Genomic DNA, 12827 nt, shown 5'->3' with positions numbered 1-12827 from the left:
CCACCACCCCGACCCCGACCCCGAGCACCCCGACCACCACCGCCGCCCCGGCACAGCCCGACCCGGCCCTCCTCGAAGCGATCGAGGGCTACTACGACGCCGTGCCGCGCAGTTCCGCCCGGGCCGAGGACTTCGGCCCGCTCAGCCTGTTCGTCGCGGAGGGCGCCGGCTGGCCGTACTACGCCCGGCCGGCGCTGGGCCACGAGGGTCCGGCCGTCACCGCGGCGGACGTCCGCCGGGTGCGGGCCCGCCAGCGCGAGCTGGGACTGCCGGAGGCCTTCGAGTGGGTGGCGGAGCACGACCCGCTGCTGCGCGCCGCTGTGGAGGAGGCGGGGCTGACCGTGCACGAGCACCCGCTGCTGGTGCTCGGCCCGCAGGACGGCTACCCGGACGAGCACGGAGTCGGGGACGGGCACGGGCACGGGAACGGGAACGGGGACACCTCCGGACCGGACGGCGTATCGGTGCGGGTGCTGGCCGCCGACGACCCGGCCCTCGCCGAGGCGCTGGCCGTCCCGCACCTGGCGTTCGGCGAGCCGGGTACCGGTGTGGGCAGCGCGGGTCCGGCCGAACTGGCCGTGCGGGCCGAGGCGTTGAAGGCCGACGGGACGGCGGAGCGGCTCGCCGGGCGGATCACCGCCGGGAGGACGGCGCTCGCGGCGGCGTTCGCGGACGGCACGGCGCTCTGCGCGGGCCAGCACAACCCGGTCGGCGAGGTCACCGAGGTGGCCGGGGTGGGCACCCTCCCCTCGGCACGCCGGCAGGGCCTCGCGCAGGCGGTCACCGCGGCCCTGGTCGCGCACGCCCGGGCCGGCGGGGTGCGGACGGTGTTCCTGTCCGCCGCGGACGAGGACGTGGCCCGGATCTACCGCCGGGCGGGCTTCCGCTCCTTCGCGACGGCGCTGATCGCCGAACCGGACACCGAACCGGGAGCGGGAGCCGAACCGGGATCCGGACCGGACACCGAACCGGACACCGGATCCCACTGAGCCGCTCGACCGCCCCCGCCGCTCACTCCGCGTCGTCGTCGTCCTCGCCGCTGACCTCCTCGTCCTCGGCCTCGTCCACCACCCAGACGGCCAGCCGGTCCGCCACCCCGGAGACGGTCAGCCGCCCCTCGCGGATGGCCCGGGCGAGGCTGCGCACCTCACGGGCGGTGGTGGCCACCGTGCAGCCGCTGGCCACCAGATAGGCGTAGGCGACGGCGGTGGCGAACAGCTCGTTGGTCTTCTCCAGCGCCGGCACCCGGATCAGCTGGTGCATCAGGGCGGCGGCGCGGTCCTGCGGCTCGGGGTAGACGGCGATGTCGAAGATCTCGGCCTGGTGCCGGGCGACGGCGGCGAGCAGCGATCCGTAGTCGGTGACCTGCGGGTCACCGGGCGTGTACTGCTCGGCGGTCATGAGCAGCCACGAGAGGTCGACCTCCAGTTTCAACGGCGCACGTCCTGGAGGTCGGCCTCGCCGCGCTGCTCGCCGAACTCGGCCAGGAAGGCCGTCTCGTACTCCTTCATGAACTGCGCGGCCGCGTCGACGAACACCCGCCCCGCCTCGCCCATGTCCTGCTGGACCAGGCGTTCGATGTACTGGTTCATGCTGATCCCCTGCTGCTCCGCCCGCTCCCGGGCCATCTCCGCGGTGGTGGCGTCCACCCGAACGTTCAGCTGCTTCTTACCCATGAATTCAAGCTAGCGCCGAAGTGCTAGCACAACAAGGGCTCGCGCATCCCGCCGCACGCCCCGCCGGCGTACACCCGCACGTCCCACCGGCACGCCCGCCGTACGCCCCTACCGACTACCCGCTCCCCCCTCGTCCGACGCGCCCGGGCCCGCCGGGAGTGAGACTTGAAGAGTTCTTCACCTTCGGAGACTCTGAAGTGCCCTGAGCATTCCCTGGAGCGGCACCGACCGGTTGTGGAGGCCGGCAATGACAGCCATGTTCGACCAGGAGCTGCGCGAGCAGCTCGACCAGGCCCGCAAGGAACTCGCGGCCGCCCGGGCCGAGGGGGACGCCGACGGCGTCCAGGCGTACGAGGGCCGGATCGCCGGGCTGCTGCGGCTCGCCGCCCAGCACGGCGTCGACCTGCCGCACGACGCCCGGGAAGAGGAGCACAACCTGCCCTGAGCCGCCGCACCGGCCCACGAGACGACGGAGGCGGTACCCGCGCGAACGCCGGGTGCCGCCTCCGTCCTGTGCGTGCCGGACCGCCCTGCCGGGCCCGTGCCGCTCCCGTACCTACGCGCCCGCGATCGGCTCCAGGATCGCCACGCACTCGAAGTGGTGCGTCATCGGGAACAGGTCGAACGCCCGCAGCGACACCGGACGGTAGCCGCCCTCGCGGAAGAACCCGAGGTCCCGGGCCAGCGCCGCCGGGTCGCACGCCACGTACGCGATCCGGCGGGCGCCGAGACCGGCCAGGTGCGCGACGGTCTCCCGCCCGGCCCCCGCGCGCGGCGGGTCGAGCACGATGAGGTCGGTGGCGGTGATGCCGGTGCGCGGCAGCAGCGCCTCCACCCGGTCGCACTCGATCTGGACGTTCTCCAGCGCGGCCAGGTTGTGCCGGGCGTCGGCCACCGCCTGCTTGCCGGACTCGATGCCGAGCACCGCCCCGTCCTCGCCGACCCGGTCGGCCAGCGCGCCCGCGAACAGGCCCACCCCGCAGTACAGGTCGAGCGCGTTCTCGCCCCACTGCGGGTCCAGACCGTCCAGGACGGCGTCGACCAGCGTGTCCGGGGCCTCGGGGTGGATCTGCCAGAAGCCGCCGTCGCTGACCCGCCAGGTCCGCCCGGCGGCGCGCTCGCGGACGAAGTTCCGGCCGTGCACCCGGTGGGTGTTGCCCTGCTCGTCGATGCGGCTGATGGAGACCGGCCGGTCCAGTTCGACCAGCGGCAGCTGGGCGCCCGGGGCCGGGGTGAGTACCACCTGGCGGTCGGAGGAGCCGGCCGCGGCGATGACCTCGACCGAGGCGACGCCCGGCCAGTCGTGCGCCTCCACGCCCAGCTCGGTGACGCCCTCGGTGGCGATCAGGCAGCGGTCGATCGGCTGGATGTCGTGCGAGCGGTGCTTGCGCAGCCCGACCTTGCCGGTGCCCGGGTCGACGGCGTACTGGATCCGGCTGCGCCAGGCCGGCACCTGCCCGGCCGGCAGCTTGTCGCCGACCGGCTCGACGCTGCCGTCCCAGCCGGCCTCGGCCGGGGTCAGGCCCGCCAGCTTGGCCAGCTGCTCGGTCAGCACCTGCACCTTGAGCTTGCGCTGGCCGCCGGGCGTCACATGCTGCCAGTCGCAGCCGCCGCACTTGCCGGGCCCGGAGAACGGGCACGGCGGGGCGATCCGCTCCTTGGCGGGCTCCAGCACCTCGACCGCGTCGGCGCGCAGGAAACGCGAGGAGGAGGTGCCCTCGGTGACCTGGACGATCACCTTCTCGCCCGGCAGCGTGTGCCGGACGAACAGCACCCGGCCCTCGTGCCGCGCCACGCAGTGCCCGCCGCCGTGGGCGACCGGACCGACCTCGACCTCGTAGCGCTCGCCGATCAGCGAGTCACCGGCGGGCGTCTTGGGCGCGGACTCGGCGCGGGGCGCGCGGGCGGTGGAGCGCAGCGCGCGGGGCGGGCGCACGGCCTGCTTGCGCGGGCGCGCGCCGTCCTTCGACCGGTCGCCCGGCTGCCCCTGCTGGCCCGAACGGTCGGAACGGTCCGAACGGCCGTCCCGCTCGCCGCGCGGCGCACGCTCGGCCCGGTCCGACCGCCCGGCGCTCCCGGACCGCTCGGCACGCTCGGTGCGCCCGGCCTTCTCCGGCCGGTCGGTGCGCTCAGCACGCTCAGTGCGCTCCGGGGCACGCTCCGGAGCGCGCTCCTCCGGCGCGAGCGGCGCCGTCCGCGCGGTGAGTCCGTCGCGGTCGGTCGCCTCCGGCCGCTGCGGCTTGCCCCAGCGGGGCCGGGCGACCTGCCCCGGCCGGCCGGACGAACCGCCCTTGCGGGCACCCTTGCCGGAGGAGCCGTTGGAACGAGACGGGGTGTTGCGGGTCACTGGGAGGAGTCCTTCTTGCCGCTGTCAGCCGACCCGGCGGGCTTCGCCGAGACTTCCGACTTTACGGCCTTCGGCGCCCGGGGCTCACCACGTCGCACCGCACCCGGCGCCGACCAGGCCTTCTGCGGCTTGCGCCGCTCGGACGACTCCAGCTGCCACGGCACCGAGGTCACCATCACACCCGGCTTGAACAGCAGCCGGCCCTTCAGCCGCAGCGCGCTCTGGTTGTGCAGCAGGTGCTCGTACCAGTGGCCGACCACGTACTCCGGGATGTACACCGAGACCACGTCGCGCGGGCTGCTGCGGCGCAGGTTCTTCACGTAGTCCAGCACCGGCGCGGTGATCTCCCGGTACGGCGAGTCCAGGACCTTCAGCGGCACCTCGATGCCGCGCTCGTCCCACTCCGCGCGCAGCGCCGCGGTGTCCGCCGGATCGACGTTCACGGTCACCGCCTCCAGGGTGTGCGCCCGGGCGAGCCGCGCGTACGCCAGCGCGCGCAGCGCCGGCTTGTGCAGCTTGGAGACCAGGACGATGGCGTGCACCCGGGTGGGCAGCACCACGTCGTCCGGCTCCTCGGCGGCGACCAGCTCCGCCGACACCCGGTCGTAGTGCCGGCGGATCGCCTTCATCATCACGAACAGCACGACCATCGCCGCGATCGCGATCCAGGCGTGGCTGATCTTGGTGGCGAGCACGACGATCAGCACGGCCATGGTCATCACCAGGCCGAAGGTGTTGATCGCCCGGCTGCGCTGCATGTGGCGGCGCTTGGCCGGGTCGGTCTCGGTGCGCAGGTGCCTGGTCCAGTGCCGGATCATGCCGGACTGGCTCATGTTGAACGACACGAAGACGCCGACGATGTAGAGCTGGATCAGCCTGGTCGGGTCCGCGTCGAAGGCGATGATGAACAGGATCGCGGCCAGCGCCAGCAGGATGATGCCGTTGGAGAAGGCCAGCCGGTCGCCGCGGGTGTGCAGCTGGCGCGGCAGGTAGCGGTCCTGGGCCAGGATCGAGCCCAGCACCGGGAAGCCGTTGAACGCGGTGTTCGCGGCCAGCACCAGGATCAGGCCGGTCACGGCGGCGACGAAGTAGAAGCCCGGCGTGAAGTTGGAGAACACGGCCTCGCTGATCTGCGCCAGCGCGGTCTTCTGGTGGTAGTCGCCGGGCACGCCGACCAGCTGCTCCGCGGGCTCCTCGGCCATCTGGACGCCGGTCAGCCGGGCCAGCCAGATGATGCCCATGAACATCACGACCGCGATGCTGGCCATCATCAGCAGGGTGGTCGCCGCGTTCTTGCTCTTCGGCTTGCGGAACGCGGGCACGCCGTTGGAGATCGCCTCCACGCCGGTCAGCGCCGCACAGCCCGAGGAGAACGCCTTGAGCAACAGGAACACCATGGCGAAGCCCGCCAGGGACTCGTTCCCTGCGGTCGGTTCCAGGTGGAAGCCGGCGCTCTCGGCGGGCATGTCCTGCCCCAGGCCGAAGTGCCGGACCACGCCGTACACCACCATGCCGAGCACGCCGACCATGAAGGCGTAGGTCGGGACGGCGAAGGCCGAACCGGACTCCCGGACGCCGCGCAGGTTCATGCCCATCAGCACGATGACCACGACGACCGACAGGGTCAGCTCGTGGCCGCGCAGCGCCGGCACCGCCGACACCACGTTGGCCACGCCCGAGGTGGTGGAGACCGCGACGGTGAGGATGTAGTCGACCATCAGCGCGCTCGCGACCACCAGGCCGGAGTTGGGGCCGTGGTTCACGGTGGCGACCTCGTAGTCGCCGCCGCCGCTCGGGTAGGCATGCACGTTCTGCCGGTAGGAGGCCACCACGGCGAGCATGACGATGGCGACGACGACGCCGATCTGCCACGAGAAGTGGATGGCCGAGGCACCCGCCAGGGAGAGTGTCAGCAGGATCTCCTCGGGCGCGTACGCGACCGAGGAGAGCGCGTCCGAGGCGAAGACGGGCAGCGCGATGCGCTTGGGGAGCAGAGTCTCCCCCAGCTTGTCGCTGCGCAACGCACGCCCGATCAGGATGCGTTTCGGTAGGTCAGTCGGCATAGGCACGTTAAGGAATCGTAGGGGTAGTCGACGCCGGGGTCCGAAGGGCCACCCCCTTGCCACCCCCTTGCCGCCCGTCGGGGTGCCCCTTCGTCGCGACTGTGTTCGGTGGACCGGCTAGCGTGTCGGATACGAGCAGGGCGGCAACACTCAGGTTGTCGTACCTAGCCCCACGAGGACGCCCACCCCGGACACCGGGGCGGGGAAACGGAGATTGAGCGGTGTTTGCGCAGGTCATGGCCCCAACGGGACGGGTGAGGTAGCGCCGGTGCACATCGTCATCATGGGCTGCGGCCGGGTGGGCTCCGCGCTCGCCCGCGCACTGGAGAAACAGGGTCACTCGGTGGCCGTGGTCGACCAGGACCCGACGTCGTTCCGCCGGCTGGGTGCCGGGTTCAACGGGCGCCGGGTGACCGGGGTCGGCTTCGACCAGGACACCCTGAAGGAGGCGGGCATCGAGGAGGCCGGCGCCTTCGCCGCCGTCTCCAGCGGTGACAACTCCAACATCATCGCCGCCCGGGTGGCCCGCGAGAACTTCGGTGTGGAGAACGTCGCGGCCCGGATCTACGACCCCCGCCGCGCCGAGGTCTACCAGCGCCTGGGCATCCCGACCGTCGCCACCGTCCGCTGGACGGCGGACCAGATGCTGCGCCGGCTGCTGCCGAGCGGCTCCGAGCCGCTCTGGCAGGACCCGAGCGGCGCCGTCCAGCTCGCCGAGGTCGCCTACAACCCGGAGTGGGTCGGCCACCGGCTGAGCGAGCTGGAGGAGGCCTCCGGCACCCGGGTCGCGTTCCTCACCCGGCTCGGCGAGGGCGTGCTGCCCTCGTCCCAGATGGTGGTTCAGGAGGGCGACCTGGTGCACGTGATGCTGCGCCGCGCCGACCTGACGACGGTCGAGGCCGCGTTCGCGCGGGGCCCTGAGCAGGAGGGCCACTGATGCGAGTAGCCATTGCCGGAGCCGGCGCCGTCGGCCGCTCGATCGCGGGCGAGCTGCTGGAGAACGGCCACGAGGTCCTGCTGATCGACAAGAACCCGAACTCCATCTCGGTGGAGCGGGTGCCCATGGCCGAGTGGCTGCTGGCCGACGCCTGCGAGATCACCTCGCTCGACGAGGCGGCGCTGCAGCGCTGCCACGTGGTGATCGCCGCGACCGGCGACGACAAGGTCAACCTGGTCGTCTCGCTGCTCGCGAAGACCGAGTACGGGGTCCCCCGGGTGGTCGCCCGGGTGAACAACCCGAAGAACGAGTGGCTCTTCAACGAGTCCTGGGGCGTGGACGTCGCCGTCTCCACCCCGCGCCTGATGTCCGCCCTGGTCGAGGAGGCCGTCAGCGTCGGCGACCTGGTCCGGCTGATGCGCTTCAGCCAGGGCAACGCCAACCTGGTCGAGCTGACCCTCGCCTCCGACACCGAGCTGGTCGGCACCCGGGTCGGCGACGTGGCGTGGCCGCAGGACACCGCCCTGGTGACGATCATCCGCGAGGGCCGGGTACTGGTACCGGGCAAGGACGACACCCTGGAGGGCGGCGACGAGCTGCTCTTCGTGGCGGCCCAGGAGCGCGAGGAGGAGCTGGAGGACCTGCTCTCCAGCTCCCCGGGCGCCCAGTAGCACCGCCCGGCCGGGGGCCCGCACTCTTCGTGAGTGCGGGCCCCCGGCCGTTCCTGCCGTACGTCCCGGTCCGGTCAGTTCCTGCGGGCCGGACCGCCCGCGGAGTGCTCGTGGCCGGGCTGCTCCTGCCCCGGCTCCGTCCCCGGCTCCTCGTCCAGCTGCGCCTTGATCGGCGGCGGCGCCTTCAGCAGGATCTGCCAGGTCACGTACATCGCCAGCAGCAACGGCGGGATGCCCAGGGCGACCTTGAGCCAGCCCAGCAGATTGACGTTGTGGGTGAAGTACAGCGGGAAGAGGATCAGCGGCTTGATGCCCATGATCACCACCCAGGCCCAGGTGGCCTTGGTGTAGGCGGCCAGCCGGCCCGGGTTCTCCTTGCGCCAGGTGAACATCTCGCCGGTCACCGGGCCGAGCATGATCCCGATCAGCGGCCAGCGGACCAGCGCCGACACGGCCAGGCCCACGCAGTAGCCGACGTTCCAGAGCAGGCCGGGCAGGTAGAAGTTCTCCGCCTTGCCGGTCTTCATCGAGATCCAGGCACCGATCGCGACGCCGAACACCCCGCTGAAGGCGTGCTGGACGGTCTCCCGCTTCAGCAGCCGCGCCACCACGAACAGCGCGCTCAGGGCCAGCGCCGCCCAGGCGGCCGCCGGCACCTTGTGGGTGATGTTGTAGGTGACGATGAAGACCAGACCGGGCAGGGTCATGTCGATCATGCCCCGGACCCCGCCGAACGCCTTCATCACGGTGTCGGCGGCCTCCCGCGAGGCCTGCGCCTGACGGGCGGCCTCGTCGGCGTCGATCTCCACCAGACCGAGCTGGGCGGCGGAATCGCCGCCGGACTGCTTGCTCACGCTCATTCGCTCCCGTGTCCGACCGGACGCAGCTCGTAGCGGGGGTTGAACAGCACCCGCCGACCGCGCGCATGACTGATCCGGCCGCTGGCGACCAGACGGCGCCCCGGCTCAATGCCCATGATGGAGCGGCGCCCGAGCCAGACCACGTCCAGCGCCTCGGTACCGTCGAAGAGCTCCGCCTCCAGGGCGGGCACGCCGGCCCTCGGGCGCAGCGTCACGGTGCGCAGGGTGCCCGCGACGGTGACCAGTTCCCGGTCCCCGCAGCTGGCGATCGGGGTACAGCCCGACTCCGCCGCGATCTCCTGACGCAGCTCCTCGGCCTGGAGCTCCTCCGCGGAGGAGGTCAGCCGACTGAGCATGCGGCGGAAGCGCCCCTGTGGCTGGCCGCTGCTGTTGTCACCACTCATGTCGGAAGGGTACCGGTTCCGGGGCCCCCGGCGGCAGGCCGCGCAAGCCGCCCGGGGCCCCGGCGGGCTCCTCCGGACGCCCCGCGGCGGCCGTCGGACGCACCCGGAGGGCCGCCCGCTCACGCCTCGAAGCGGTAGCCCATCCCCGGCTCGGTGATGAAGTGACGCGGGTGGGACGGGTCCCGTTCGAGCTTGCGCCGCAGCTGGGCGAGGTACACCCGCAGATAGTTCGTCTCGGTGCGGTAGGCCGGTCCCCACACCTCCTGGAGCAGCTGGGTCTGGCTGACCAGGCGGCCCGCGTTGCGGACCAGGACCTCCAGCAGATGCCACTCGGTCGGGGTAAGGCGGATGTCGCCGCCGTCCCGGTTCACCTTCTTCGCCGCCAGGTCGACGGTGAAGCTCTCGGTGACCACCACCGAGTCGTCCTCCCCCGCGACCGGCTCGGCCCGGCGGACGGCGGCCCGCATCCGGGCGAGCAGCTCGTCCATGCCGAAGGGCTTGGTGACGTAGTCGTCGGCGCCCGCGTCCAGGGCCTCGACCTTCTCGTCGGAGGCGTGCCGGGCCGAGAGCACGATGATCGGCACCCGGGTCCAGCCGCGCAGGCCCCTGATCACCTCGACCCCGTCCATGTCGGGCAGGCCGAGGTCGAGCACGACGACGTCGGGATGGCGGGCGGCGGCGAGCTCCAGGGCGCTCGCGCCGTCGTGCGCCGCGTCGACCTCGTACTTGCGGGCCTTGAGGTTGATCACCAGCGCGCGGACGATCTGCGGTTCGTCGTCCACGACGAGGACCCGGGTCATGCGGGCTCCGCCTTTCGGGGCAGTCGGATCGGGAGGTGGTCGTCGGGCAAGCGGTCGTTCGGGGCCCGGCCTTCGGGCAAGCGGTCGCCGGGAAGGCGGTCGTGCGGAGGGAACCGTCCGGCGCCGGACGCTCCCGGGGCGGAGGCGGTCATGCGGGAGCCGCGGGAAGCTCGGGCGCCGGCGCGTCCCCCGGCCCGGGCACACGCTCGGCGGCCGGCAGGGTGACCACCATGGTCAGCCCGCCGCCCGGGGTGTCCTCGGCGGTCACGGACCCGTTCATCGCCTCGACGAAACCCCGCGCCACCGCGAGCCCCAGCCCCACCCCGGCGCCGCGCGGCGCGTCTCCGTAGCGCTGGAAGGGCGCGAAGATCCGCTCCTTGGCATCCTCCGGCACCCCCGGCCCCCGGTCCACGATCCGCAGCTCGACCCGGCCCGGCTCGCCCGGCGGCCGCAGGGCACCGGCCTTGACCAGCACCTTCACTCCCTCCGGGCTGTACTTCACGGCGTTCTCGATCAGATTGGCGAGCGAGCGCTCCAGCAGCCCGCCGTCCGCCAGGATCATCGGCAGGGTCTCCGGCACGTCCAGCCGGACGGCGCCCGGCGGGACACCGCCCAGCGCGAACGGCACCACCTCGTCCAGATCGGTCTCCTGGATCAGCGGGGTGACCGTACCGGTCTGCAGCCGGCTCATGTCGAGCAGATTGTTGATCAGGTGGTCGAGCCGGTCCGCCCCCGCCTCGATGCCGGCCAGCAGCTCCGCCTCGTCCGCCTCGTCCCATTCCACGTCCGCCGAGCGGAGCGAGCTCACCGAGGCCTTGATCCCGGCCAGCGGGGTCCGCAGATCGTGCGAGACCGCCGCCAGCAGCGCGGTCCGGATCCGGTTGCCCTCCGCCTCGCGGCGCGCGGCCGCCGCCTCCCCCGCCAGCCGCCGGCGCTCCAGCACCACGGCCGCCTGGGCCGCGAACGCCCCGAGCAGCCGCCGGTCCTCGCCCGGCAGCACCCGGCCCCGCAGCGCCAGGGCCAGGTTCTCCCCGACCGGCACGTCGACGTCGGCCGTCTCCGGCCGCTCCGGCGGACGCGGGCCCGCCGTCGCCACCGGGTGCCACGCCCCGAGCGGGTCGGGCCGCTCCAGCAGCGCCGCCGATTCCTGCTGGAAGGTCTCCCGGACCTGCTCCAGCAGCGCGGTCAGCACCCCGTCCCCGCTGGGCGCCCCGCGCAGGACCGTGCCCGCCAGTGCGCTGAGCGTCTGCGCCTCGGTCTGGCTGCGGGCCGCCTGATGGGTCCGTCGGGCCGCCAGGTCGACCACCGAGGCCACGGCGATGCCGACGGCGGTGAATATCGCCACCGCCAGGATGTTCTGCGGCTCGTCGATCGTGAAGGTGTGGATCGGTGGAGCGAAGTAGTAGTTCAGCGCCGAGGAGCTGACCAGTGCCGAGGCCACCGCCGGGTACAGCCCGCCCACCAGCGCCGCGCACACCGTCAGTGACAGGAACAGCAGCATGTCCGTGGTCAGGCCGAGCCCGTCCGCATTGATCAGCAGCAGCGCCAGCAGCGGCGGCCCCGCCACCCCGATCAGCCAGCCCGCGACCGTGCGCGTCCGGCCGAGATCGGTCACCCTGCGGATCGGAAGCCGCCCCCGGCCCTTCGCCTCGTGCTCGTGGGTGACGATGTGCACATCGATGTCGCCCGACTCCCGGGTCACCGTGCCGCTCACACCGGGCCCGTAGATGTACTGCCAGGCCGGGCGGCGGCTGGTGCCCAGCACGATCTGGGTCGCGTTCACCCCGCGCGCGAACTCCAGCAGTCCGGCGGCCGGATCGTCCCCCAGCACCGCGTGGTACGAACCCCCCAGACCCTCCACCAGCGCCCGCTGCTCGATCAGCGTCTGCGACGACCCCGAGCCGGACCCGGCCAGCCCGTCCGAGCGGGAGATGTGCACGGCCAGCAACTCGCCGCCGGATCCGCGGGCCGCGATCCGGGCCGCCCGGCGGATCAACGTGGCACCCTCCGGACCACCCGTCAGACCGACCACGATCCGCTCGCGCGCCTGCCAGGTGCCCTTGATCCCCTGTTCGGCCCGGTACTTCTGCAGGTACTCGTCGACCCGGTCGGCCGTCCACAGCAGCGCCAGCTCCCGCAGCGCCGTCAGGTTCCCCGGCCGGAAGTAGTTGGCGAGCGCCGCGTCGACCTTCTCCGGCGCGTACACATTGCCGTGCGCGAGCCGGCGCCGCAGCGCCTGCGGCGACATGTCGACCAGCTCGATCTGATCCGCCCGGCGCACCACCTCGTCCGGCACGGTCTCCCGCTGCCGCACCCCGGTGATGCCCTCGACGACGTCCCCGAGCGACTCCAGGTGCTGGATGTTCACCGTCGAGACGACATCGATCCCGGCCGCGAGCAGCTCCTCGACGTCCTGCCAGCGCTTCTCGTTCCGGCACCCCGGCACATTGGTGTGCGCCAGCTCGTCCACCAGCGCCACCTGCGGCCGGCGCGCCAGCAGCGCGTCCAGGTCCAGCTCCGTGAACACGGCCCCGCGGTGCGTCAGCTCCCGCCGCGGCACCAGCTCGAGACCCGCCACCTGTGCCGCCGTGTGCCGGCGCCCGTGGTCCTCGACGAACGCCACCACGACGTCCGTGCCACGCTCCAGCCGCCGGTGCGCCTCGGCGAGCATGGCGTACGTCTTGCCGACCCCGGGGGCCGCCCCGAGGTAGATCCGTAGCCTGCCGCGTCCCATGTGCACCATTCTTGATCCGACCGAAGCTGGCGGCCATCCCGGACACCAGTTCCCTTCGCCTTCGAGACTACGGCGAAGACGTCGCTTTGCCAGCGATCCGGGCCTTGAGCTGGGAGTTTTAGCGCCATTTTGATGGGGCTCCGCAGGCCGCCGTGCCCGCCGGGGCAGCACCCGGGGCCGTCACCGGCCGGCTGGGCGGCCGAATTCTCGGTTTCTCGGTGCACCGGACGCAGCAGTACGGGCAGCAATTCACGCACAACGCAAAGAACCCCCGCCGGTTTCCCGACGGGGGTTCTTCACAATGATTGTTCGGCGGCGTCCTACTCTCCCACAGG

At 72.6% G+C, this 12827-nt stretch carries 12 protein-coding genes; 4 read left to right on the top strand and 8 right to left on the bottom strand.

Annotated elements, in window-relative coordinates; genetic code table 11:
• Nucleotides 1–80: 80 nt before the first annotated feature.
• Entirely contained in the window at nucleotides 81–989 is a 909-nt protein-coding gene (locus tag ADK60_RS15550) for a GNAT family N-acetyltransferase (RefSeq protein ID WP_053646564.1), read from the top strand.
• 22 nt (nucleotides 990–1011) lie between these two features.
• Here ADK60_RS15550 and ADK60_RS15545 read toward each other — a convergent pair whose 3' ends face one another.
• The gene (locus tag ADK60_RS15545; protein ID WP_045942211.1) at nucleotides 1012–1434 is read right to left on the bottom strand and encodes a hypothetical protein; all 423 of its coding nucleotides are present in this window, start codon (nucleotides 1432–1434) and stop codon (nucleotides 1012–1014) included.
• Nucleotides 1431–1676 (bottom strand): toxin-antitoxin system HicB family antitoxin, encoded by a 246-nt coding sequence (locus ADK60_RS15540; RefSeq protein ID WP_030397363.1) that lies wholly within the window; start codon nucleotides 1674–1676, stop codon nucleotides 1431–1433. Before ADK60_RS15540 ends, ADK60_RS15545 begins: the two co-directional genes overlap by 4 nt.
• A 247-nt stretch (nucleotides 1677–1923) precedes the next feature.
• Here ADK60_RS15540 and ADK60_RS15535 point away from each other — a divergent pair, with 247 nt between their 5' ends.
• Nucleotides 1924–2121, top strand: coding sequence for a hypothetical protein (locus ADK60_RS15535; protein ID WP_149030414.1), 198 nt, complete (start codon nucleotides 1924–1926; stop codon nucleotides 2119–2121).
• A 111-nt stretch (nucleotides 2122–2232) separates the two neighbouring features.
• On the opposite strand, the gene ADK60_RS15530 is transcribed toward ADK60_RS15535, so the two are convergent.
• Together ADK60_RS15530 and ADK60_RS15525 are read right to left on the bottom strand one after the other, a co-directional pair.
• A complete protein-coding gene (locus ADK60_RS15530) occupies nucleotides 2233–3594 on the bottom strand; it encodes a class I SAM-dependent RNA methyltransferase (protein ID WP_053646562.1) in 1362 nt (453 codons plus the stop codon).
• A gap of 425 nt (nucleotides 3595–4019) precedes the next feature.
• Nucleotides 4020–6092, bottom strand: coding sequence for an APC family permease (locus tag ADK60_RS15525; RefSeq protein WP_107094622.1), 2073 nt, complete (start codon nucleotides 6090–6092; stop codon nucleotides 4020–4022).
• Between the two features lie 262 nt (nucleotides 6093–6354).
• On the opposite strand from ADK60_RS15525, the gene ADK60_RS15520 reads away from it, so the two are divergent.
• A complete protein-coding gene (locus tag ADK60_RS15520; protein ID WP_045942213.1) occupies nucleotides 6355–7023 on the top strand; it encodes a potassium channel family protein in 669 nt (222 codons plus the stop codon).
• Nucleotides 7023–7694 carry a potassium channel family protein gene (locus tag ADK60_RS15515; RefSeq protein WP_045942214.1) on the top strand — a complete coding sequence of 224 codons (672 nt, stop codon included), beginning with the start codon at nucleotides 7023–7025 and terminating at the stop codon, nucleotides 7692–7694. The genes ADK60_RS15520 and ADK60_RS15515 overlap by 1 nt, the downstream gene beginning before the upstream one ends.
• 74 nt (nucleotides 7695–7768) lie before the next feature.
• Here ADK60_RS15515 and ADK60_RS15510 read toward each other — a convergent pair whose 3' ends face one another.
• The 4 genes from ADK60_RS15510 to ADK60_RS15495 all read right to left on the bottom strand — a co-directional run bounded on the left by ADK60_RS15510 (nucleotide 7769) and on the right by ADK60_RS15495 (nucleotide 12492).
• Nucleotides 7769–8548, bottom strand: coding sequence for a DUF3159 domain-containing protein (locus ADK60_RS15510; RefSeq protein WP_234371099.1), 780 nt, complete (start codon nucleotides 8546–8548; stop codon nucleotides 7769–7771).
• Between the two features lie 2 nt (nucleotides 8549–8550).
• The gene (locus ADK60_RS15505; RefSeq protein WP_030397356.1) at nucleotides 8551–8958 is read right to left on the bottom strand and encodes an OB-fold nucleic acid binding domain-containing protein; all 408 of its coding nucleotides are present in this window, start codon (nucleotides 8956–8958) and stop codon (nucleotides 8551–8553) included.
• A gap of 119 nt (nucleotides 8959–9077) precedes the next feature.
• The gene (locus ADK60_RS15500) at nucleotides 9078–9758 is read right to left on the bottom strand and encodes a response regulator (RefSeq protein ID WP_030397355.1); all 681 of its coding nucleotides are present in this window, start codon (nucleotides 9756–9758) and stop codon (nucleotides 9078–9080) included.
• A gap of 148 nt (nucleotides 9759–9906) precedes the next feature.
• A complete protein-coding gene (locus ADK60_RS15495) occupies nucleotides 9907–12492 on the bottom strand; it encodes a DUF4118 domain-containing protein (RefSeq protein WP_053646558.1) in 2586 nt (861 codons plus the stop codon).
• Nucleotides 12493–12827 lie beyond the last annotated feature (335 nt).

The organism is Streptomyces sp. XY431 (genome assembly GCF_001279805.1).
Taxonomy (GTDB): domain Bacteria; phylum Actinomycetota; class Actinomycetes; order Streptomycetales; family Streptomycetaceae; genus Kitasatospora; species Kitasatospora purpeofusca.
This window is presented reverse-complemented; position numbering and strand designations above follow the sequence as displayed.